A 23108-nucleotide genomic window follows, 5' to 3' on the forward strand; every position below is an offset into this window, starting at 1 on the left:
TTTTAGCTTAAAGATACCGTAATTCGTGTACCTTTCACGAATTTAGCAAATAAGTACCGAACAAGCGGCCCTACAATTAAGAGCTGCAGAGGGAAAGCAAAAATAAAATTTTTAAAAACTAAAGACAAGTAATTTTTAAATAATGAGTCTCCCGAGAGACCATTAAAAAAGTAAGCCGTCCCCAATCCATAAAGTGACATACAGAGAACCATTCCAATGACCATACAGCATGAAAGGGACAGAATCACAAATACCTTTTTAGATTTGTCGTATGGTAATGAGAAGGCTATTTTCTTTGCTAGTGGACCGACAATAAACAATTCCAATACGAAAGCAATGATAGAACATAAAATAAATTGAAGAAACATTACTTTTAGAGATATTGTGCCAATCAAGTCATTTGTATATAGATTATAAAATGTCATGAATACGACCATCCCCAAGCACATCATGAAACCAAAATAAAGATCTTCTTTCTTCGTTGTTGGCAATTCCATCATCCCTTCTGTGTACCTTGGTAATTATATAAATAGTCGAAACCTCCACATAAGTGAACTTTCTGTGAACTTTTTGGCAAGCGTTTTCTTTTTTAGAATATAAGAAATAGGCATCGTTCAGCTCAACGATACCTTGGAATGTTGCAGTCATATCCCTCAATGATCTGCTTGTAAATCTAAGCCAGCTTCGTCTTAAATCTGTCAGTTATTTAACAAAAAAAACGGAGAACGCTCCCGCATCTTTGCTTGGGCGTTCTCCACCTTTTCTTATCCATGAATGATTTCACAAACTTTATCCTAATGATGTATACGACGTTTGTTTCTCAAAATGTTGCGAATCATCTTGTGATTGGGGAGCTGCCTGAACAACATATGTCCGGGATGCGGATTGGCCTCGATAATCCAAATTTGACCACTCTTCTCAATAGCAAGATCGATGCCCAGCTCGCGAACCGGATGATTTTTATCTATCGTGTCGGCAATAATTCTAGAAAGCTCGGTGATCTGGTCCAAAATCTCTTTCATTTTTGTTCTGTCATTTTTAAAGACCCTTAAAAGTACTTTGGACAACGGCGCCGCATGTCCTCCCTTCCGATAGTTGGTAACGACTTTTCGAGGTGCAGCAACACGGCCGGTTATTCCTGAAATGACCCATTCCGATTCCGGCTTCTGCATATACACTCTGGCATCAAAAATCGAACCTTTATACTTAGCTAACTTAAGTCCCTGCTGTACCAAATAACGACGATGAGGTCTCCGATAGGTTCTAACCGCTCTTCTTACGGCGTGAGATCTAACGATTCTGCGACTGGAGCCACAACGAACCTCATATTTCCTCCCCAGCTTTTTCGCACGTATGATGCCAGTCCCTCCACTCCCATAATTAGGCTTGATGAAGACTGTGCGATAGGTATCCAGCATCCGTAAAGTCCTTGCATTACTGATCCAGCGGGTTTCGGGCAAGTGAGAACGTAAAATGGGATGTTCTCGCATTTCCTTGTATTGAATCATCTTTCCAATGGGCACGAATATCCCTCGATTCTGTTGGGTTTTTGCACACACTACATGAATATGCATCTATATTCTATCTTGGTAACGGCGAATGCCACAGTTTGCTATGAAGAGGCAAATCTCCTACTTTCTCTAGGTCGAGTCTTCTTGGTTTCAAGAGAGAGATAGACAATGTGTCTTTACATGACAAGATTATTGTAAATACCTATAAAGTTGATTCCAATAATATATTAGACCAATAACAATTCTGGATATATGATGTATTAAAAATAACGTGAGGAGGAACGTTAACATGTCTATTTATGATTTTCAAGCAACCTCAATTAACGGGGAACCGATTGATCTCTCAGACTATAGAGGAAAGGTTCTCCTTATTGTAAACACAGCCAGCAAGTGTAGCTTCTCCAGTCAATTCACTGATCTGCAGAAGCTCTACGAAAAACGGAGGGAACAAGGTTTTGAAATCCTTGCGTTTCCTTGTAACCAATTCAATGAAAAAGAGCCCGGTAGCCATTCGGAGATTCAGGGAATTTGCCAAATTAACCATGGAGTAACCTTCCCTCTATTTGAGAAGACAGATGTCAGAGGCTCATCTCCGCATCCTTTATTTCAATATCTGACCCAACAGGCGCCGTTTCAAGGCTTCGATACGCAGACCAAAGACGGTCAATGGATGGAGGATTTCCTGCGGGATAAATATCCAGAAATATACGCTGGCGACGGTATCAAGTGGAACTTCTCTAAATTCCTGGTCGATCGCGATGGCCATGTACAAGGGAGATTTGAAGTAACAACGGAGCCCTGGGCCATTGATCCCGTCATCGAATCGTTATTGTAGTATTTCTGTTCACTTCTTTGGATTCTTTAAAAAAAGAGTATCAAATGACAAAAACGGATATTTGTCATTTGATACTCTTTATGTTATCCTGACTTCAAGGAGGTGACTCACACGGCACTTGACCGTGTCCCTATGGAAAAATCCTCAGATGTGCTAACCAAGGAACAGATTCTTATCGCTACAGAAGACACACTTAGGCGTTTTGGTATAGCCAAAACCTCCGTGACCGATGTTGCCAAAGTATTGGGAGTAAGTCATGGCACCATTTACCGACACTTTAAAAGTAAAGCCGAGCTTCTTGAAGGCGTGACCGAAAAATGGCTGAATGAAAAGATTATCGGCCCGTTAACGGAGGTCTGTCAGAATTCATCTATACTGGGAACGCCCCATTTAAAACGATATATACAGACCTTGGTCGAACTTAAGCAGTATTATGCCCGCGACGACGAGGAAATGTTTGAGATGTATACGAGGGTCACCGAGCAAGCGGCTGATTTAATCGACCAGCATATCGCCCACATTGTGGATCAGCTCGCTGATATCATTATACGCGGAGACATCACATCGGATCAGCCAGCCCAACTGGCGCGTACCCTTTTCTATGCCACAGCCCGTTTTCATCATCCCGCTCATGCCTACGAATGGAAGAATCCCGTGATTAATCAGGAGTTTTCGGATGTGTGGATGCTTTTAGAAAAAGGAATCACTTAAAATAGATATGGAAAGAAGGACAAAACACATATGAAGCATTTAGACGGAAAAACAGCAATTATCACCGGGTCCTCTAGAGGGATTGGACGTGCCATTGCCGAGCAACTGGCTGATCTGGGCGCTAATGTAGTCATCAATTATGCCAGCAGTCCGGACAAAGCCCAAGAAGTCGTGGAGAGCGTTGTTCAAAAAGGCGGCAAAGCCATAGCGCTTCACGCTGATCTGGGCAAAATGAGTGATATTGAAGCATTATTTACAAATACGATTGCTGAATTCGGTAAAGTGGATATTCTGGTTAACAACGCTGGGCTGATGATCACCCAACCTCTGGCTGAGGTAACCGAAACTGATTTTGACAAACAATTCGCACTGAATGTAAAGGGCACTTTCTTTGCCTGTCAGCAAGCCATGAAATATATGGAGAACTACGGAAGAATCGTGAACCTGTCCACATCCGTGATCGGACAAATGTTCCCGACCTATAGCGTATACGCAGGTACCAAGGGCGCAGTGGAGCAATTTACCCGTCAGCTAGCCAAGGAATTCGGAAGCAAACAAATTACGATCAACGCCGTGGCTCCCGGTCCTGTGAACACCGAGCTTTTCCAAGCAGGGAAAACCGAGCAGCAAATCGAAGGCATGAAGAAAATGAATGCTATGGGTCGGATCGGCGAACCGGAAGATATCGCTGATGTGATTGAGTTCCTGGTCAGCGCCAAATCACAGTGGGTTACCGGGCAGACAATCCGCGTCAATGGCGGGTTCATCTAAAAGCTGGAATACATGGAATGGAGGTTATTACGTTCATGATGTTACACAAAGGCGAGACCTTATTTCGACAAGGAGAATCCGGCCCTTTATATCACTTAAAGAGCGGCTTGTTAAAAATTGTCCGAGTCCATGAAGACGGCTCGCAAATTTTAGTTAATGTGATTGTGCCCGATGAAATCATCCCGCACCACTCCCTGATCAGCCCCAATCCTTATTATGGTACAGCAATAGCGCTGGTCACCTCTGAGGTTGAGGTTCTGTCACAAAAAGAGTGGTATCAGGCGCTGGAGCAAGATCCGACTCAATGTCGGGCTATCGCTTTACAGCTACAGGATAAGTTGCGCATGATGCAGCAACGAATTGACCAGCTCACCGAGGTGTCACCTGCCGAGAAGCTTCGGAAGCTCCAACGCTGGTTCCACTCCTACATCGCACCCGCCACGTTGACGGACGTGCTGACGCAGGAGGAAATCGGCCAGTTTATCGGGCTACGCCGGGAGACGATTAATCGGCTATTGCGTGCTTCAAGCGCTCCTTCTGCAAAAGATGATGACGATAATGCATCTCGATGAGCGAAAACCACTCTCCAGCATTCAACGCGCCGAATCTGGGATGAGAGACGGTAGACGGCCCTGTTGATTTCCCAACGATCGGCTCAATCTCTCTCATTTTCCGGATCACAACATTTAAACCCTCCACAATTTCTTCTTTGCTCGTCGGTTGTGGGGGAGTATACTGCGGGGATGGTGGCACTTGGATACGTATGGGCGGAAATCCTCCTAGATTAAAAACAGCCGTACCCGCCTCCGTTTTAACTCCTGTCTCCCCATTAGGCTGTAGACAAACATCAATGTTCTTCAGATGCATATACAGAGCAGAGTTCACCAAATGAAGATACATTTGTCCAAGCGACCATTGGTCCTCCTGTGGTGTGTACTGCAATTGCTCCAAGCTAAAGCTGTCCAATTCAAGAAGATAGTGTTGTGCCGTTTCTTCAAAACGCTGTAATGTTTCGGTTGTATTCATATATTAGTAACTGCCCCTCTCTATCAAAGTAGCTTTACTATACAAAAATGCTACTGACAGCATTATGTCAGTAGCATTTCAACATTTTTTCCACTTCCGCACGTACCCGCTCCCGGAGCGACTCAGGCTCCAGCACAACCATATCCGCGCCCCATCCAAGTATCCATTGCAGTAATTCCTCCGGCTGTCTGACGCGGAAAAGTATATGCAATCCATCTGCACGCTCCTCTATAGCCTCCATATAAAAGTTGTTCGCTTCCTTCACCTTATCTGCAATATCCGAACGTGCTAGTATGCGAACAGTCACATGACGGTCATCGGTTTGCTTGTAATCCTGCAAATGAAAATCGACAGGCAACTGAAACCTGTCCTCCAGTACCATAAGCTCGTCCATACGTGACAGACGGAAATGGCGGAGCTGCTGCCGCAATTCACATTGCCCGATTAACACCCACGAACCACGAAGCAATACCAGACCATAGGGAGCAACCACACGCACACTTTGACGATTCCCGTCAGCCTCTGGCATTCTTTTGGAGTAGCCAAACTGTACCATTCGTTTTTCCAATACAGCAAGACGCAGCGTTTCCAAGTAGGTTTTCTCTCTATGGTTTGCCCCTTCATCCACAGCGAGCAATCTCATGGTCGAACGCACCCGGGAAACTTCCCTGCGGACGCTCTCCGGTAAAATAGCTTCAATCTTCCTGCGGGAGGTTTGCGCCTTGATACCGTAGTCTGTATCAAATTTTTGTTCGATAAAATCCGTCCCGATTAGCAACGCCACAGCCTCTTCTGCGGTAAAGCTCACTGGGGGCAGGAAATACCCCTCCATCAAGGAATATCCAATGCCCGGTGCTCCTACAATCGGTACGCCCGATTCGCTTAGAGCCTGAATATCCCGATAGATGGTTCTCACACTCGTTTCGAATATAGCTGCCAAATCCTCGGCTCGTAAAATATCCTTACGCTGCAACTCTAGCAAGATCGCTAGCAAACGATCTGTTTTGTTCATACCACGGCCCCTCTCTGGAAAGATCTAAAAAAGCAAAAATACAAAAAAGCAATAAGGGCAGTACAGTCACTGCGACTTATTGCTCTTTTTTTCATACGGAGGTTACTTCATTACTTAAAAAATACTTTTTCAACGTTATATTTAGCCTTTTGTGAATTGATAATGTAGGTTTCATAGATTTCTCGCTCTACCGCATCTTCCACAATACAAACCTCGATAATCGCTACTTCATTCCGCTTGTCCTTGATCGGCGATACGGTGTCTTCAAAATGCTTTTTGATTCTTGGTCTTAGCTTTCTTGCTTTACCAACGAACAGCAATTCCTCCTGCGCATTGTAGAACATAAAGATACCCGCCTTATCTCTAGGGATCAGGTGAAAGTCGGTAAATCCATAAATATGGCTGAGCTCAGGGTTAACCTGTTTGGTAATCGTGATATCCGGAGTTGGAATTGTTATATTAATCACTATGTCACTTCCTCATTCTATATAGGTGTAAATATTATCACAAATCCTGCGGTAACACCATTTAATAAATCCTTGCCCCATCACAAGACAGATCGTAAAATTTTTATGATTTACCTACTATGCGAGTAGGTTGGTTTCCGTTACAATATGTCAGTGTGATTCTGGCATCGGCAGATTGACACGTACTTGAATATTATTGGAGGCTTCTATTTTTTCATGCAAAATGAATCTCATTCTAACGTAAAAATTATAACGGCCGATCCGAGTGCGATCGGCCTGTTTGGCTTGGCTATTGTAACACTTGTAGCTTCATCCCAAAAGCTTGGTCTCACTGAAGGCTTGAGCTTTATTATCCCTTGGGCTATTTTTCTTGGTGCCTTTGCACAGCTGTTTGCCTGCATTCAGGATGCAAAGCATAACAATACCTTTGGCATGACGGCATTTGGTGCTTACGCCTTCTTCTGGTTAGCCGTAGCTAGTAGCTGGATGATTAAAATGGGCGTATTCGGCTCAGAGCTGGCATCTGCTGTGGATGGCAAACAGCTCGGCGTTGCCTTTGCCGGATATCTCATCTTTACGCTCTTCATGACCATAGGAGCCATGGAGACGCACAAGGTCCTATTTTTTATTTTTGTGTTGATTGATTTTCTATTCCTCGGCCTTAGTTTCGATGCATTCGGCATCGCCCCAGAGGTGTTCCATACCATCGCCGCTTATGCTGAAATGGGCATTGGTCTACTCTCGCTGTACGGTACAGGAGCTGCCGTTCTGAATGCACATTTTGGCCGAACATTTCTGCCCGTAGGACGTCCTTTCGGCATTTTCAAACCACGTCCTTAGCTGTATATGTAAACCCACAAAGCCTCCTTTCGCGCCGATCCGCGTTAAGGACGGCTTTGTTTCTTTTCCATCACTCCCTCCTGTATCAAAAAAATACTAAAAAGAGTCGTTTAGTGAATATAAAACCCCACAATGATAACAATATACATAAATTGTAATCAAAGGGGTTTTTGTAAAAATGACACAAGGCAAATCTCGTATCACATTTCCGCAATTTCCCGAATCGTATTGGTTAGCTTCCACTGACATCCCTAACTTCCCCAAACTTAGTGAGGATATTCAGGTGGATGTTGCCATTGTAGGTGCGGGGATTACCGGTATTACCACTGCTTATTTACTTTCTAAAAAAGGATTAAACGTCGCCGTCGTCGATGCGGGGCGGATACTTCATGGGACAACCGGTCATACTACCGCCAAAATTACCGCACAGCATGATTTGATCTATAGCGAGTTTATCTCACATTTTGGCAAGGAAAAAACCCGACTCTATTACGAAGCCAACCACAACGCTCTTCAATTTATCAAACAAACGGTAGAAGAGTATCATATCGATTGTCAATTTACAGAAGAAGATGCCTACGTTTATACATGTGAAGATACGTATGTGAGAGAAATTGCCGACGAATATAAAGCTTACGAGGAACTTGGCATCCCGGGAAGTTATGTCGAACAAACGCCTCTGCCGTTTTCAACTAAAGCAGCTATTAAGATGAAAAACCAGGCCCAGTTTAATCCTGTACCTTTCTTAAGATATTTGGCAAACCAAGTCATCCGTCAGGGCGGGAAAATTTATGAGCAAACCACCGTTGTAGATGTGGAAAAAGGAAACCCTGCCATCATTACAACAAGCGATGGAAAGAAAATTACCTGCAACCATGTCGTATCCTCCTCGCATTTCCCATTCAATGATCCCAACGGTCTTTATTTTGCGCGATTGCATGCCGAGCGGTCTTATGTACTCGCGGTCAAAACCGATAAAATCTACCCAGGTGGTATGTATCTAAGTGCGGAAACCCCAAAACGTTCACTTCGCTCCGTAATGGTAAACGGAGAACCGATGGTTATCGTCGGTGGGGAAGGCCACAAAACGGGACAAGGAATCTGTACTTTCCAGTACTATGAAGCTTTACAAAAGTTCGCGGAGCAAACATTTGGATTAAAGGAAATCGTTTATCGCTGGTCGGCCCAAGACTTGTATACGCTAGACAAGCTCCCTTATATTGGGCAGGAACTATCCAACACCTCTAACATCCTCGTTGCTACGGGTTATAGAAAATGGGGGATGACCACAAGTGTGGCGGCAGCTTTATTAAATACGAATCTGATTACCAGAGAGGAAAGCCCATACCAGGATCTTTTCTCCCCATCAAGATTCCATATGGACCCCGACATCAAAACATTTGTGACTCAAAATGCGAATGTGGCTAAACATTTGATTGCTGGGAAGTTGGACATCAGCTACAAAAAGGCTGATGAACTGGAGCACGACGAAGGGGCGGTCATCCGGGTAAACGGCAAAAGAGCGGGCGCATACCGTGACCCACAAGGAGCATTGCACCTAGTGGACACAACATGCACCCATATGGGTTGCGAAGTCGAGTGGAATGAGGCGGAAAGAACATGGGATTGCCCTTGTCATGGCTCACGCTTTTCATATCAAGGCGAAGTCATTGAAGGACCGGCAAAAAAATCGCTTGGCAAGGTTGAAGTAGAATAGCACCATCCTTTCGGAATAAACCTAGTTAGGCTGGATAACATACCTTTGAGAAGCATAAAAGAAAGGTGATCCGATGATAAACCAACAGTCTACATTAGCGGCGCATGAGTCCTTAGAAATCCACGAAGCGCTTAATTTTAAAACGTTATGCTTAGCCAAGTCCAAATTAATGCAAGGCTTGGTATTCGATCAAGAGCTAAAGGATTTAATGGAAAAAGATGTTCAGCAATCTATACAAGCTATTGCCGATTTGCAAGCAATCTATGCCAGGGCACCGTTTCAGGCACCTGTACCAGAATTTCGTCCCACACCAATATTAAATTGAGGTGAATGATGTGACATTAGATCAGACCCAGTCCGCTAAAATGGATTATGCGGATCCAAAAAACTCATTAAATATGCCAGAAATGGCAGACACGACCTTAGCGATGGATTTTCTGATTCGCGTCAAGGAAGGAGTTCGAAATACAGCCGTAGCCTTGACGGAAACCGTCTCTCCAGATGCCAGAACTCTGTTGCGCAATCAACTGCATCAAGGCATCGTTCTTCATCAGGAAATTACTGATCTTATGGTACGAAAAAAGTGGTTTCATCCTTATGATCTGCAAAAGCAGTACCCATTGGATCAGCTATCAGCCAACAAGACGGTGGACATCAGCAAAATGAAACTGTTCCCAGATGATACCACCCGCAAGGGTATGTTTGATCGCACGCCGGACGAACATATGGGAGGAAACCAGGCATGAAAGCAGTGACCTACCAAGGTATCAAAAACGTTGTGGTTAAAGAGGTTTCGGACCCAAGTATTCAAAAAGCCGACGATGCGATTGTCAGACTGACGACAACCGCTATTTGTGGTTCAGATCTACATCTCATTCACGGATTGATTCCGAATCTACAGGAAGATTATGTAATAGGGCATGAGCCGATGGGGGTTGTAGAGGAAGTCGGCAGCGGCGTAACCAACTTGAAAAAGGGAGACCGCGTGATCATTCCATTCAACATAGCGTGCGGTGAATGCTTTTACTGTAAAAACCAGTTGGAAAGTCAATGTGACTATTCTAATGAGCATGGAGAAATGGGCGGTTTTTTCGGCTATTCAGGAACAACTGGTGGATATCCGGGTGGACAAGCTGAATATTTACGTGTGCCTTTTGCCAACTTCACTCACTTCAAAATTCCGGAGAGTTGTGAACATCCTGACGAAAAGCTCTGCTTGATCTCTGATGCCATGACCACTGCGTTCTGGAGTGTCGATAATGCCGGGGTAACGGACGGGGATACTGTCATTGTTATTGGCTGTGGGCCGGTAGGTCTGCTAGCGCAGAAGTTCGCCTGGTTCAAAGGGGCAAAACGAGTCATTGCGGCAGACTATCTGGATTATCGACTGCAACACGCGAAGCGCACCAATCACGTGGAGATCGTGAATGTAGAATCGCAAGAAAACGTCGGCAACTACCTCAAGGAAATAACCAAAGGAGGCGCAGACGTAGTTATTGACTGCTCCGGCATGAGCGGCAAAATGTCTCCGCTGGAATCCTTGGCTTCCGGTCTTAAACTTCACGGTGGAGCTCTGGGAGGACTGATCATAGCTACACAGGCTGTGCGCAAGGGCGGCACCATTCAAGTTACCGGGGTATACGGCGGTCGATATAACGGTTTTCCGATGGGAGACATTTTTCAGCGGAATGTTAATTTACGTACGGGACAGGCACCCGTTATTCACTATATGCCTTATATGTATGAGCTGATTGATACAGGTAAGGTCGACCCTGGGGACGTTGTCACACACGTCATTCCGTTAAGCGACGCCAAACACGGATATGAAATTTTCGATACCAGACAAGACAATTGCATCAAAGTTGTACTTAAACCTTAACTATATATTAGAGCATTGGAGGTAAACGTCATATGGTGTATGGCCTGCACGAAACCCTTGAAGTCCATGAATTATCAGCGTTCAAAGCAGTGTGTCTTACCAAGTCTAAAACCATGCAAGCATTAATCTCTGATCCGACCCTCAAAGCTATATTACAGCAGGATGTTGACTTATCGACCCGCCAATTACAAGAACTCGGTACCCTCTTAGATCAAGCCATTTCACAGGAGGTTAAGCCATGAATAAACTATTAGAGTATTTGACCGGACTCAATACCTTAACGGACCAAGTCATTGCAGCCGATTTTCTGAACGCCGCCAAAAGCGGAGTGAGAAATTACGCTATGGCTGTAACGGAAGCGGGAACTCCAGAAATTAAAGCTATTCTTACGAAGCAACTGGATGAGGCTATTGATACGCATGAGCAGATTTCAACATACACGATCGAACGTGGCTGGTATCACCCTTGGAACATAAAAGAGCAACTTTCGATGGATCTACAAAATATCAATACTGCATTGCAAGCCCCCGTTTTATAAAGGTAGGACGCTCACTTCGGTCGTACATTCCTGCCCGTAGGACGTCCCTTGGGAATTTTAAAAGCACACCCTTAGCAGTATATGTAAACCCACAAAGCCGCCTTTCACGTCGATACGCGTTAAGGGCGGCTTTTGGGATTAACATGTTATCTTAATTATTCGGCTTGCCAATTCGGCATCCGTTCTGCAGGATAACGAAGACCCGCTGCCATTCCTTTTGGAATAATTGCGTTAATAGCTTCCATTTCCTGTGCGGATAAAACAACATCGACGGATCCTGCATTTTCCTCTAAATACGTAACCCGCTTGGTTCCTGGAATCGGTAAAATTCCCTCTTGTGCAAGCAGCCATGCCAACGCCAGTTGAGAAGCTTTGACCCCTTTTTGGGCGGCAAGGTCCTTAACATGCTGCACGAGATCCAGATTTTTCTGGAAATTCTCAGGTTGAAAACGTGGCACAGAGCGACGGAAATCATCTTCTGCAAAATCATCAAACTTCTGAATTTGCCCGCTCAAAAAGCCGCGTCCAAGTGGACTGTAGGCCACAAATTCGATGCCCAGTTCCTTACACGTTGGTATAACTTCATCTTCTGCTTCTCGGCTCCATAAAGAATATTCCGTTTGCAGCGCTGTAATTGGATGTACTTTGTGAGCGCGTCGAATGAGCCCAGGAGAAGCTTCGGACAGCCCCAAATAGCGGACTTTTCCCGCTTGAACCAAGTCACTCATCGCACCAACCGTTTCCTCGATAGGCACATTTGGATCGACACGATGCTGGTAGTACAGATCAATCACATCTACACCCAGTCTTTGCAGGCTGCGATCACATGCCTCTTTTACGTATTCGGGACGGCCACTTACACCCATAAATGCGCCATCTTCCCCACGCATAATGGAAAATTTAGTGGCTAATACGACTTCGTCGCGGTGGCTCCGTAGGACTTGGCTAATCAGTTTTTCATTTTCCCCCACACCATAGACATCGGCAGTATCCCAAAAGTTTATCCCTAGCTCCAGCGCACGATGAAGTGTTTTGATCGATTCCTGCTCATTCAACTCACCGTAATATTCGGACATTCCCATGCAGCCCAGACCCAGTGCAGATACTTGAAGATCGCTGTTACCCAGTTGTTTCTTTTTCATCTCCATCACTCCTAAATTGTCAGAATAGTCATCGTATTTCCTAAGCACCATGTCACATTCCGTATGTTACTACTTAAAGTTAACTTGAAGTCAAGCATTGTCTGGTTTTGAAACGAGAATTATTATGTATGAACAGAAGCGCTTCAGTAGCTTCTGGACGGTAGGGAAATTCATTTACAAAGCTAAGGCTTCTTCCGTAATCTTCTTGATATCAATGGATGAAGGCGTTTCTTCCTCGACCATATCGGGAAGGATATTTTCCAAAAAATAATCGACGCAGTGTAATTGAATATTCTTGATTTTTACAAGTGCATTACGGTACATGACTATAAATTCCTTTTCCGTATTTCCCCGCTGAAGTTCTGCAAATGCTTCGTATACCTGATCCATCTTGTCCGCAACTTCAAGGATTAAACCTTCTACAGAATCATCTTTACCTTCCCTTAGCTGTTTGCGAAAAATAGCCTTAAAATCCTCGGGAATATTCTCTTCAATAAAATACTCAATCATACCCTCTTCGACCTGTTGGATTAATAATCGTAGTTCCTTAGAGGAGTGCTTAACTGGCGTTTTGATGTCTCCAATAAAAATCTCCCCGTAATCGTGACTGCTTGTGATCTCGTATAGCTTTTTCCAGTCAATGCTTACGCCGTTCCTCTCTTCGATATCAGCCAGCGTTTTGGCATACTGTACCACTTTCCAGGAATGTGCCGATACGCTATGTTCCTCAAATTTAAACTTACCCGGACAACGGATGATTCTTTCCAGCTCATTTAACGACCGAAAATACGTGTGAATCCCCATCATTGCATCCATCCTTTAATATATATATGAGATAGTCAATCTAAACCCCACTATAAACCTCAACTATTAACAGCAGATTATCGCAATATCAAGTGGAATTCACACATGTAGCACATACACAATTTTTGCTATACACTTTATAAAAGAGGAACTTACAAAATCCTGAAAAAAATATAAAGTGGTGAATTCGTTGTTCAAAATCTTATTAATTGAAGATGATGAAACTTTGTTCCATGAAATGAAGGATCGGTTAACTCAATGGAACTATGATGTGTATGGCATCCAGGACTTTAATAAAGTCATTCAGGAATTTACAACGATAAAGCCTGATCTGGTCGTGATAGATATTCAATTGCCGAAATTTGATGGGTTTCATTGGTGTCGAATGATTCGATCCCACTCTAACGTCCCCATCCTCTTCTTATCTTCACGGGATCATCCTACGGATATGGTGATGTCGATGCAGCTTGGAGCGGATGATTTTATCCAAAAACCATTTCATTTTGATGTACTCATTGCCAAATTACAGGCGACACTCCGCCGCGTATATAATTACAATACTGAACCTGTCTCCCTGAAAACATGGTGTGGCGCAACGGTCGATTATGAAAAAAATGTAGTAGCCAATGAGGCCGGCTCCATCGAATTAACCAAGAACGAGATTTTTATTTTGAAGCTGCTGATCGAACAAAAAAATAAAATTGTTGCACGTGAGGAATTAATTAAAAGCCTCTGGGATGATGAACGTTTTGTCAGCGACAATACCCTGACCGTCAACTTGAACCGCCTACGTAAAAAATTGGACGAGCTGGATTTGGGCCGTTTTATTGAAACGAAAGTGGGGCAAGGCTACATGGCTATAGAAGAGGCACCTGCCTATGATTAAAAAATACCTTATAGAGAGGCGGAGCTGGATTCTACTGTTTGTGTGTCAGCAATTCCTGATCCTGTTCATTGCTTATGTGGATGCAGCAATTCCATTAATGCCGATCCTTTATATCGTCTTCTTATCTATGATGATTTTCTTGGTTTTTTTAATCATTCGCTATCCCAAGGAAACCAAATTCTATACCACACTAGAAAAATGGGAGAGTCCTCTTGAACTAACGGGTATAGGCGAACCGGAGAGTCCGTTTGAGCAAATCATTGAACAAAAAATCACGGACCAGAACGAACGGTTACAACAGATCATCTCGCAAAATCAATTGACACTTGAACATGAAAAGGATGAACTATTATCCTGGATTCATGAGGTAAAAACACCATTGACTACCATGCATTTGATGATTGAGCGGTTGGACGACAAGTCCTTAAAAGCTCAGTTAACCTATGAATGGCTACGAATTCACTTACTGCTGGATCAGCAGCTCCATCACAAACGCATATCTTTTATTGAAAATGATCTGTATGTCGAGCAAGTGGATTTAAAATCTCTGGTTTTTAAAGAGATCAAAGCATTACAGTCATGGTGTATCCAAAAAGGGATCGGTTTTGACATCCAATTGGAGCACATGGAAGTGCTGAGTGATGCCAAATGGCTGGCTTTTATCATCAGACAGCTCTTAACCAATGCCATCAAATACAGCGATGCCAGTGATATTATCATTCACAGCTATGAACAAAGGGATCGAATACAGCTTGAGGTTCAAGACTTTGGGCGCGGTATTGACCCGAAGGATATACCCCGTATTTTCGAGAAAGGTTTTACATCCACAACCCAACATTCTGATCACACTTCAACGGGTATGGGGTTATATTTAACGAAAAAGGCAGCACAAACCTTGCTCATACATATAGATGTGCACTCCAAACCGAACGTGGGTACAACCTTCACTTTAATTTTTCCCAAACGAAATGATTTCGTGAGTGTGGTAAGCATGTGACAGAGATGTCACATGCTTTTATGTATTGTTCGCCCAATCAAAGGAAAAACATCGGCTCTATTTTTATAATAAGGCTACAAGAACAATAAGGAGTGCATCGAAGTGAACATTTTAGAAGCCCGTAAAATCCGTAAAAGCTATGGTAATAAGTTAAATATGCAGGAGGTTTTGAAGGGAATAGATATCCTTATTGAAGAAGGGGAATTTGTCAGTATTATGGGAGCCTCCGGTTCAGGTAAAACCACACTGCTGAATGTTCTTTCCTCTATTGATAAAGTGAGCCAAGGTTCCATTAGAATCAATGATATCGAAATGACGAAAATGAAAGAAAAGCAACTGGCTGAATTTCGCAAAGAGCATTTAGGCTTTATTTTTCAGGAGTATAATCTGCTAGATACGCTAACGGTGAAGGAGAACATCCTCTTACCCTTATCCATCACCAAAACGCCTAAAAAAGAAGCCAACCGAAGATTTCAGGAAGTGGCTACAGAATTGGGGATTTATGAGTTGAAAGATAAGTATCCCAATGAAATTTCGGGTGGACAGAAACAGCGTACATCAGCGGCCAGAGCGTTTATTCATGAGCCCAGTATTATTTTTGCCGATGAACCTACGGGTGCACTGGATTCCAAGTCGGCTTCCGACTTATTAAACAAGCTGGGCCAGTTGAACCAAAAACGCAAGGCAACCATTATTATGGTCACGCATGATCCTGTCGCTGCCAGCCATTGCAGTCGGGTTATTTTTATTAAGGATGGGCAAATGTATACGCAGCTTCACAAAGGTGAGCAGGAAAGACAAAGCTTCTTCCAGGATATCATGAAAACCCAAGGGGTCTTAGGCGGGGTTCAATATGAACATTAATCTGCTCATTCTAAAGAATTTGAAAAAAAACCTGAAAAATTATTACCTTTATGTTTTTGCCCTCATTTTCAGTGTTGCGCTCTATTTCGCTTTTGTCACACTACAGTACGATCCCTCCATGGACGAAGTGAAGGGTTCTGTTAAAGGTGCAGCTTCCATACGCGCAGCTTCCGTTTTACTGGTCGCTATTGTCTGCATCTTCCTTTTGTATGCTAATAATATCTTTATAAAAAGACGCAGCAAAGAAATTGGCCTATTTCAATTGATCGGAATGACTAAAAATAAAATTTTTCGCATCCTGAGTGCTGAAAACTTAATTCTATACTTCAGTTCACTTTTCATAGGAATTGGGGTTGGATTCTCCTTTTCCAAATTAGTGATTATGATTCTATTCAAGACGACGGGCGTCGAAGCCATTGCCACTCTATATTTTTCTAACCAAGCACTGGCTCAAACACTCATCGTTTTTGGTATCATCTACTTATTGGTTATGCTCATGAATTATTCCTTTATCCAAAGACAAAGTATTTTGTCTTTGTTCAGAGTGATCTCAACCACCGAAGGTAAAATCAAGAAAATAACGATCTATGAAATGATCATCGGGATCATTGGAGTCTCATTCATCGCTTTAGGATATTATGTTTCCTCCAGATTATTTGGTGGAGACTTTACATCCTTAAATGAACTATTTATGGCTATGGTGTTTATTTTGGGCTCTGTCATCATCGGAACACTCCTTTTTTATAAAGGATCTATCCGCTTTATTTCCAATATCATCAGAAAAAGCAAAGGCGGCTATTTGAACATTAATGAGGTGCTGTCTCTCTCATCCATTATGTTCCGTATGAAATCCAATGCTTTGTTGTTGACCATTATTACAACAGTATCGGCACTTGCCATCGGTTTACTATCCTTAAGCTATATCGCCTATTATTCTGCGGATCAAGCAGCTGAGGACAATGTACCTTCCCATTTTGCCATGACGAATGTACCGGATGCTGAGAAATTCAAAGCGTTACTTCATGAGCATGATATAAAGTATCGTGAAAAGAAAATTGAAGTGATTCAAGTCAGTGTGAAGACAGCGCAAATTATGGAGACTCCTATGGAACAATTAAATGACGGTACGGATTCCATGACACTGCCTGTCGTAAGCGACCAATCTGTGGAGGATACGGATGTATCTCCAGGCCAAACGGTTTTAACGGGCTATAATGATATGTTACAGAAATTCATGTCCTTGAAAGACTTTGGACCCTTGGATTTAAAGGGGAAAACGGAAGTCATACCTCAACAATATGTGGGTCTAAAAAAGGATTATGTGATTCCCTACTATTTTGCAGCCGGGGGAGTACCCACTGTCATTGTAGACGAAACCATCTTTGAGCGGTTAAAGAGAGATGCAAATCCTGAGATTCAAAAGAAATCATCCTTATATATTGGAATTGATATGATAAATGCAGAACAGATTGAAGAAGCCAATCGTCTCTTTGCAGCTGCGAATTTTAATGATCAACAAACATCCCGCCTTGAAATGAGCAGCAATCAGAAGCGGAACATGGGAGTGATCATGTTTGTAGTTGGCTTTTTAGGACTCACCTTTCTCATTACATCAGGCTGTATCCTTTACTTTAAGCAAATGGATGAGAGCGAAGATGAAAAAGCCAATTATACGGTATTAAGAAAGTTAGGGTTCACCCAAAGTGACCTGCTTCGAGGCATTAAAATAAAACAGCTCTTTAACTTCGGCATTCCATTAGTGATTGGCCTATCACACAGCTATTTCGCCGTTCAATCCGGCTGGTTCTTGTTTGGAACCGAAATTTGGATGCCTATGATCATCGTTATGGTGCTGTACACCGCCTTATATTCCATTTTTGGAGTATTATCCATTCTGTATTATAAAAAGGTCATTAAATCAGCATTATAATCGGCAAAAAGCAAAGAAAGCTCCAGCGAAAGCGCTGGGGCTTTTCCAAATATTTGAGCATTTTCGTTCCTGCATGTACAATAAAATAACTATCATCGTAACCCCAAAGGGGGAGAGCTTATTTTATTATTACTCATCAATGGCATCGGCATCGTAGCCAATATCATACTCGGTTCCTTTATAGGTGCGGCTATTTTTATGGGAATTGTTTTTTTCCTAATTGGCTTGCCTGAGTTTAAAAAATCGCCGACACTTACGAAAAAGGCTAAAAAAGATGTCGCCTATATTATGTCAACCCTATTAACTCTTGTTGTATTCATGGTTATCGTTTTCTGGAATATCCGTGCCTCAGGTGATTTGATGCTAGCAGGTCCGCTAACACCGCAAATGAAGTTTCACTGGGGACAAAAGGTGTTGATGCTAGGGTTACTGGAGGGCTTATGGTCTGTCATCACCCTAAAATGGCTGTTACCCATCTTTTTTGATCCGCTGGATCTCAATAAGAAGCAAATCCTTGTTTTAGTGATCGGGATTGTATTTAGTGTGGGTTCAGGTATTTATGCCATACTTGAAGCTAGTTAACGCAAAGGTTCAAAACCCTCTGCTTGCTTGAGAATCCGCTCAATTTCCGCGCATGTCTCCGGTTGCAGCGTCACTTCGACTGCTTTTACATTTTCTTCGATTTGTGCCGGTTTAGTGGCCCCAATGAGTGCAGCGCTGATACCCGGTTCTCTCAGAATCCAAGCAAGTGCGAGCTGTGACAGGGTGACACCCAAATCCTTCGCCAGCTTATCCAGCTCCTGGACACAGTTTAGAACGGTATCGTTCATATAACTGCTGATAACATTATTGACAGAGGCATCAGCCCCGCGGCTACCCGTCGGTAAAGGCTGTCCAGGCTTGTATTTCCCCGTGAGGATCCCTTGGGCCAGAGGCGAAAATACAATTTGGCCGATGCCTACCTGCCCGGATATCGGAAGTACCTCATGCTCGATGTAACGTTCGAACATATTATAGATCGGCTGATTGGCAATCAGCGGGCGCAGATTCAGCCTTTTTCCAATCCCATAAGCATCCATGAGCTGGGCAGCACTCCATTCGCTAACAGCAGCGTACAGAATCTTACCCTGAGCCTGAAGGTCATCGAGCGCTCGCAGCGTCTCTTCCAAAGGAGTGTCTGGATCATAACGATGACAAAAATACATGTCGATATAATCCGTACCCAGACGCTTCAGACTCGCTTCACATTGCTCCATAATGTGCTTGCGTGACAGTCCCCTGTCATTGGGACCGGAATCCATAGGGAAGTACACCTTGGTAGATAATACATAGCTATCTCTTCGATAAGACTTCAAGGCAGCTCCCATAGCCTTTTCGCCTTCTCCCCGGTTATACGCGTTCGCGGTATCAAAGAAATTAATCCCGAGTTCAAAGGCTTTGGCAATACAAGTATGAGCTGCTTCCTGCTCGGCGGCTGTACCGTACGTCAACCAGCTCCCCAGGCCGATTTCACTAATTTTAAGACCACTGTTGCCTACATTTCTATATTTCATATCTACTCCTTCTTTCATAAGAGGATCATATTTTTATATTTTAACATGTAAACCCTTTCATTAAAATCATTGATAAAGGATTCATGAAGTTACATGAAGGATATCTACCACCCTGACGGTTAGGGTGGTAGATGCTTTAGTTTCACAATCTCAAATCATGTCTACTTGCTTCCTACAGGAAAAAGCGCATCATATGCTGGGCAAGGCAGTTTGTCGAGAAACTCCTGAAGCTGCTTCGGTTTATTTTTGTAAATATCCTTTAAGGATGTTCCATCATAAATATTGCCGATGACCACAGGATGGCATAGCTCACAGATCAGGATGTCCCCGTTCCCGTGCAGATGGAGCTGTTTTTTACCATCAACACAATTGGAAAAATACACACCCGGCTGTTCCTTGAAACCCAGTGCTTCTGCGAAACGGTCCATACAGGTGAAATACAATACAGTGTCATCTTTTTTATGTGCAATCAGGTCATGAACGGAACGGACGAGCGCTTCCTTGGTGGAAATAGCGTTCCAGTTGGTATGATCCATCACAATGCTGTTTTGGATTTCATGGATGCGCACACCGAGATCATATACCATTTCGCTAATAGCTGGCATGTTGTTTTGTGTCTCTGCAAACAGCAACGTCTCCAGCACCGTTTCCAGCTTGGCCTCGGTACATAACCGGATATTTTGAACGATTTTCTCATACATGCGAGGATGAACATGATAATAGGCTGCATATTTATCGGCATCCGTGAAGTTGAAGGAGATATGAATGTTGGAAAGTCCTGCATCACGTAGTTTCTCAATTCGTTCAGGGCTGAGCAAGCTGGCATTGGTATTGAGCTGGGTAGCGATGCCCTTGCTTGAACAGTGAGCCACAATGTCCAGACAATCCTCATACTTCAAGGTCACTTCTCCCCCGGACAGTCGCACACGTTTTAACGTTGGAATGTCATCAATAATATCAATGACCTCTTTGCTGCTAATGCATTGCCCATCGTTCCGCTGATACGCGCAGCAGTAATCACACTTGAAGTTGCAATTAGAGGTGACCCCGACTTCCAGTCCCTCCAGCTCGTAGATGCCCGGCTTTTCCAGTTCAAGTGCTTTATATTTGTTCTCTATACTCACTTTCTCATGATCCTCCCGATCTCAGGCTTATGTCTTGAATCCCCTTGAGATTATACAGAATGGGACGGTTTGTGGATATGACATTGGTAACGGTGAAAATGGAGTTCCGAAAATTTGAATTAAAACAAAAAGAAACCTGCATCTAAAGAGCTAGGTTTCTCGACAGTCTTAAAGCCTTAAATATATGTTTTAAAATGCTATGCTATAGTTACACTTGCTTAGCTACATCAGAGAAACGCTTGGATATATCCGTGACATTTTGCAGGCCGAAATCAAGACTTTCTGCCAAATATTTATTAAAAAACTCAGGAACAATTCCGGTCATGTGGTAAAAGAAGGATACTTCAGTTTTCCAATCATTCTCAACCATTTGATGGATGTTCACAAGGCCCTTTTTAGAAACAAGGTCGATAATTGTTTTGATTTTTGTTGGTTTCTGAATTGTAATTAATTCATCGAGTGGTTCAATTTTCAAATAACCTTTTCGATGTAAAGCTGCATAGAAGTTCCGATGATCTTTTGGTTTAAGATTTCCCAAATGGGCCGCCCTGTATCCCAACACTTGCAGCGAAGTCTTCCATTTCTTTTTCAAATCCAAGTAATTATCTGGATTTGTGATATGAACCATATTTTTCATATCAAGTGTAAATTCGTCTTCAGGTAATAAGAATGCTCCCGCAAACATATTTGCTTCATTTTCAATAATTTTGTGTTCTTTTCGATCTAAATTGGCAAATTCAAGGCGATAATGAAGCAGTAGATGTCCCAGTTCATGTGCTATATCAAAGTTTCTCCGAACGGCTGATCGTTTCATATTCCCTAATATGATATAAGGCCGGTCGTTTCGAGTCCAGAGACTATAAGCATCAATCTCGTCGCCCATTGCCTTCTCAAAGGCGAATACTCCACTTTTTTCAACTAGAAACATAAGATCGTCGTTTGTATCTTGCGCTAGTCCCAGCCTTTTTCGTGCCAAATGAGCAACTTTATCAATTTGAGTGGATCTATCGTCATCTGAATGGTTTAGATATTCGATAACTTCATCCCTTAAGCTGATAATTTTGAGGGTAGGGAGGCTAACTCTGGCTGTGATATAGTTAATAAAAGCATCTAAATATTCAACATGCTTCGCTTCCGCCTGCGTCTTCGAGATAACATTCAAAACTTTTGAACGATAAGCGATGTTCATTACGTTTACGTTGGCAGGTGTCATATTCCGTGCAAGCATGTCTTTAGTATAGAAGTATTTACTTTTCACGTTAAAAATCCGCTTTAACTCATTCACGATTTGCATTTTAGGAGATGTATACGCATTCTCGTACTGCCAGACTGCTTGTTCTGTAACACCCAACATTTCGGAGAGCTGTTTTCTTGAATATCCATGCATGATCCGTAGATTGGTCAAATTTTCGCCTATGAACATGCTGCTCCCTCCTTATTGGACTAACCCGTCTTGTTTGTCTAGTTGTGTTGCTCTTCTTCCAGGATCCCAATATCGAAAGCTGCTGGGTCCATAATATCTTCACTCATCTCTGGCGCGACTACTTCGCGATCTTCCTCCGTTAAATCAGCTCCAGAAATAAGACTTGAGAGGTCTTCTATCAGGTAAGCAATATTATCCTCAGGATTAGGCAAATAATGCATTATTTCAGATATCTGATATGCCTCATCAAGTGCATATGTGAGTATATGGAACTCATTGTAGGATGATTTAAAGCTTTCGAGTTCATCTTTTACCTGACTCTCTAAAATTAGAAAAGAAAGTTGTTCAGGTCCCCCCCTTATCTTCGAGGATTGCTGAGTAGGAGAAAACAATAAATCTTTGTTAATTTTTGAAAGTTCATGAAGATAGGTACGACGTGAACCTTCCCCCCCGTAATTACTAGGTAGCTTTGCCTGTGAAAAACATTTCTCATTGAAATAGGCCGCGTTCTTAATAAGAAAAAGAATTTTAGAGTCTCCATGGATAAATTGGAGATAGTCCCACGTTAATCCAGCTTTCGATTTTTTATATGTAAAACCGTAATCAACGCACTCTTCTGCGATCTTACTTTCGATAAAGTTACCCTTGGTCCAGGCAAAAGCTGAACTGATCTTCATTTTTGCTTTTCGATCTTTACGATGCTCAATATAATCGCGATATCCATCTACGATAGCATCAACAATCATTTTGTTGTGTTCGGAATTAAATTTGAATTTATCCATATCCATCGCTCCGATTCATAGGTATGAAGAATACCTATATTTTAATCGAAATTCGGACTTAAGGAAATGATTTTTTTTGTTTTTTTTAAAGTTGGACTGTATATTGAATAAAATCTTTAAAGTCATTTAGGTTTTAAAACGATGTTGCCTTTAAATTATTCTCATTCTTCCCGCAGATCATCCGTCTGTTGACGAGAGATGGGCACACTAACGCTGGTTAGTTAGCAACAAGATTTTTTTAATTACCACATGTTTACAACTTATTCCCTGTAATTGTGATCAATATGTGAACTGGG

General features: G+C 42.7%; 28 protein-coding genes. 16 read left to right on the forward strand and 12 right to left on the reverse strand.

The genetic code is table 11. The features are described 5' to 3' along the window. Positions 1–2: 2 nt before the first annotated feature. The 3 genes from NSQ68_RS25150 to NSQ68_RS25160 form a co-directional block, all read right to left on the reverse strand. On the reverse strand, positions 3–491 hold the full coding sequence (locus tag NSQ68_RS25150) for a hypothetical protein (protein WP_342427532.1): 489 nt from the start codon (positions 489–491) through the stop codon (positions 3–5). Next, a complete protein-coding gene (locus tag NSQ68_RS25155; protein WP_307351710.1) occupies positions 412–648 on the reverse strand; it encodes a hypothetical protein in 237 nt (78 codons plus the stop codon). Before NSQ68_RS25155 ends, NSQ68_RS25150 begins: the two co-directional genes overlap by 80 nt. Before the next feature lie 146 nt (positions 649–794). Beyond that, entirely contained in the window at positions 795–1523 is a 729-nt protein-coding gene (locus NSQ68_RS25160) for a YheC/YheD family protein (RefSeq protein WP_307350804.1), read from the reverse strand. Positions 1524–1800: 277 nt separating this feature from the next. On the opposite strand from NSQ68_RS25160, the gene NSQ68_RS25165 reads away from it, so the two are divergent. The 4 genes from NSQ68_RS25165 (at position 1801) to NSQ68_RS25180 (ending at position 4400) form a co-directional block, all read left to right on the forward strand. Beyond that, the gene (locus NSQ68_RS25165; RefSeq protein WP_307350801.1) at positions 1801–2346 is read left to right on the forward strand and encodes a glutathione peroxidase; all 546 of its coding nucleotides are present in this window, start codon (positions 1801–1803) and stop codon (positions 2344–2346) included. Between the two features lie 132 nt (positions 2347–2478). After that, entirely contained in the window at positions 2479–3057 is a 579-nt protein-coding gene (locus NSQ68_RS25170; protein ID WP_342427533.1) for a TetR family transcriptional regulator, read from the forward strand. A 30-nt stretch (positions 3058–3087) separates the two neighbouring features. Then, positions 3088–3828 carry an SDR family oxidoreductase gene (locus NSQ68_RS25175; protein ID WP_342427534.1) on the forward strand — a complete coding sequence of 247 codons (741 nt, stop codon included), beginning with the start codon at positions 3088–3090 and terminating at the stop codon, positions 3826–3828. A gap of 35 nt (positions 3829–3863) precedes the next feature. Further along, on the forward strand, positions 3864–4400 hold the full coding sequence (locus tag NSQ68_RS25180) for a Crp/Fnr family transcriptional regulator (protein WP_307350795.1): 537 nt from the start codon (positions 3864–3866) through the stop codon (positions 4398–4400). Here the strand turns inward: NSQ68_RS25180 and NSQ68_RS25185 are convergent. The 3 genes from NSQ68_RS25185 to NSQ68_RS25195 all read right to left on the reverse strand — a co-directional run bounded on the left by NSQ68_RS25185 (position 4333) and on the right by NSQ68_RS25195 (position 6333). Beyond that, complete coding sequence (locus NSQ68_RS25185) at positions 4333–4854, reverse strand: DinB family protein (protein WP_342427535.1); 522 nt, start codon at positions 4852–4854, stop codon at positions 4333–4335. The genes NSQ68_RS25180 and NSQ68_RS25185 overlap by 68 nt on opposite strands. Positions 4855–4921: 67 nt before the next feature. Continuing rightward, a complete protein-coding gene (locus tag NSQ68_RS25190; protein ID WP_342427536.1) occupies positions 4922–5866 on the reverse strand; it encodes a YafY family protein in 945 nt (314 codons plus the stop codon). Positions 5867–5976: 110 nt separating this feature from the next. Continuing rightward, positions 5977–6333, reverse strand: coding sequence for a nucleotide excision repair endonuclease (locus NSQ68_RS25195; RefSeq protein WP_342427537.1), 357 nt, complete (start codon positions 6331–6333; stop codon positions 5977–5979). A gap of 216 nt (positions 6334–6549) precedes the next feature. Here NSQ68_RS25195 and NSQ68_RS25200 point away from each other — a divergent pair, with 216 nt between their 5' ends. The 7 genes from NSQ68_RS25200 to NSQ68_RS25230 all read left to right on the forward strand — a co-directional run bounded on the left by NSQ68_RS25200 (position 6550) and on the right by NSQ68_RS25230 (position 11307). Further along, positions 6550–7173, forward strand: coding sequence for an acetate uptake transporter (locus tag NSQ68_RS25200; protein ID WP_307350788.1), 624 nt, complete (start codon positions 6550–6552; stop codon positions 7171–7173). Positions 7174–7351: 178 nt separating this feature from the next. Then, complete coding sequence (locus NSQ68_RS25205; protein ID WP_342427538.1) at positions 7352–8890, forward strand: FAD-dependent oxidoreductase; 1539 nt, start codon at positions 7352–7354, stop codon at positions 8888–8890. Positions 8891–8963: 73 nt separating this feature from the next. Further along, complete coding sequence (locus NSQ68_RS25210; RefSeq protein ID WP_307350785.1) at positions 8964–9215, forward strand: spore gernimation protein GerQ; 252 nt, start codon at positions 8964–8966, stop codon at positions 9213–9215. A 40-nt stretch (positions 9216–9255) separates the two neighbouring features. Beyond that, a complete protein-coding gene (locus NSQ68_RS25215) occupies positions 9256–9636 on the forward strand; it encodes a spore coat protein (RefSeq protein WP_342429164.1) in 381 nt (126 codons plus the stop codon). After that, on the forward strand, positions 9633–10769 hold the full coding sequence (locus NSQ68_RS25220) for a zinc-dependent alcohol dehydrogenase (RefSeq protein WP_342427539.1): 1137 nt from the start codon (positions 9633–9635) through the stop codon (positions 10767–10769). Before NSQ68_RS25215 ends, NSQ68_RS25220 begins: the two co-directional genes overlap by 4 nt. Positions 10770–10801: 32 nt before the next feature. Then, positions 10802–11011 (forward strand): hypothetical protein, encoded by a 210-nt coding sequence (locus tag NSQ68_RS25225; protein WP_061829795.1) that lies wholly within the window; start codon positions 10802–10804, stop codon positions 11009–11011. Beyond that, positions 11008–11307, forward strand: a complete 300-nt coding sequence (locus tag NSQ68_RS25230) for a spore coat protein (RefSeq protein ID WP_342427540.1) — start codon at positions 11008–11010, stop codon at positions 11305–11307. Before NSQ68_RS25225 ends, NSQ68_RS25230 begins: the two co-directional genes overlap by 4 nt. A gap of 155 nt (positions 11308–11462) precedes the next feature. On the opposite strand, the gene NSQ68_RS25235 is transcribed toward NSQ68_RS25230, so the two are convergent. Then, entirely contained in the window at positions 11463–12449 is a 987-nt protein-coding gene (locus NSQ68_RS25235) for an aldo/keto reductase (protein WP_342427541.1), read from the reverse strand. A gap of 174 nt (positions 12450–12623) precedes the next feature. Continuing rightward, entirely contained in the window at positions 12624–13253 is a 630-nt protein-coding gene (locus NSQ68_RS25240; protein ID WP_342429165.1) for a YfbR-like 5'-deoxynucleotidase, read from the reverse strand. A 190-nt stretch (positions 13254–13443) separates the two neighbouring features. Between NSQ68_RS25240 and NSQ68_RS25245 the strand changes: the two genes are divergently transcribed. The 5 genes from NSQ68_RS25245 to NSQ68_RS25265 all read left to right on the forward strand — a co-directional run bounded on the left by NSQ68_RS25245 (position 13444) and on the right by NSQ68_RS25265 (position 18512). Then, positions 13444–14139: a response regulator transcription factor gene (locus NSQ68_RS25245; RefSeq protein WP_342427542.1), complete on the forward strand. Its 696-nt coding sequence runs from the start codon at positions 13444–13446 to the stop codon at positions 14137–14139. Further along, positions 14132–15136 carry a sensor histidine kinase gene (locus NSQ68_RS25250; RefSeq protein ID WP_342427543.1) on the forward strand — a complete coding sequence of 335 codons (1005 nt, stop codon included), beginning with the start codon at positions 14132–14134 and terminating at the stop codon, positions 15134–15136. The genes NSQ68_RS25245 and NSQ68_RS25250 overlap by 8 nt, the downstream gene beginning before the upstream one ends. A 102-nt stretch (positions 15137–15238) precedes the next feature. Then, entirely contained in the window at positions 15239–16000 is a 762-nt protein-coding gene (locus NSQ68_RS25255; protein ID WP_307350765.1) for an ABC transporter ATP-binding protein, read from the forward strand. Beyond that, positions 15990–17930, forward strand: a complete 1941-nt coding sequence (locus NSQ68_RS25260) for an ABC transporter permease (RefSeq protein WP_342427544.1) — start codon at positions 15990–15992, stop codon at positions 17928–17930. The genes NSQ68_RS25255 and NSQ68_RS25260 overlap by 11 nt, the downstream gene beginning before the upstream one ends. A gap of 198 nt (positions 17931–18128) precedes the next feature. Then, the gene (locus tag NSQ68_RS25265; RefSeq protein ID WP_342427545.1) at positions 18129–18512 is read left to right on the forward strand and encodes a hypothetical protein; all 384 of its coding nucleotides are present in this window, start codon (positions 18129–18131) and stop codon (positions 18510–18512) included. Here the strand turns inward: NSQ68_RS25265 and NSQ68_RS25270 are convergent. The 4 genes from NSQ68_RS25270 to NSQ68_RS25285 form a co-directional block, all read right to left on the reverse strand. Next, positions 18509–19483, reverse strand: coding sequence for an aldo/keto reductase family protein (locus NSQ68_RS25270; RefSeq protein ID WP_307350759.1), 975 nt, complete (start codon positions 19481–19483; stop codon positions 18509–18511). The genes NSQ68_RS25265 and NSQ68_RS25270 overlap by 4 nt on opposite strands. A 161-nt stretch (positions 19484–19644) precedes the next feature. After that, complete coding sequence (locus tag NSQ68_RS25275; protein ID WP_340957450.1) at positions 19645–20607, reverse strand: radical SAM protein; 963 nt, start codon at positions 20605–20607, stop codon at positions 19645–19647. 208 nt (positions 20608–20815) lie between these two features. After that, on the reverse strand, positions 20816–22030 hold the full coding sequence (locus tag NSQ68_RS25280) for an ImmA/IrrE family metallo-endopeptidase (RefSeq protein WP_342427546.1): 1215 nt from the start codon (positions 22028–22030) through the stop codon (positions 20816–20818). A gap of 38 nt (positions 22031–22068) precedes the next feature. Beyond that, positions 22069–22812, reverse strand: coding sequence for a DUF5986 family protein (locus tag NSQ68_RS25285; protein ID WP_342427547.1), 744 nt, complete (start codon positions 22810–22812; stop codon positions 22069–22071). Positions 22813–23108 lie beyond the last annotated feature (296 nt).

The organism is Paenibacillus sp. FSL L8-0158 (assembly GCF_038592965.1).
GTDB classification, from domain to species: Bacteria; Bacillota; Bacilli; order Paenibacillales; family Paenibacillaceae; genus Paenibacillus; species Paenibacillus polymyxa_D.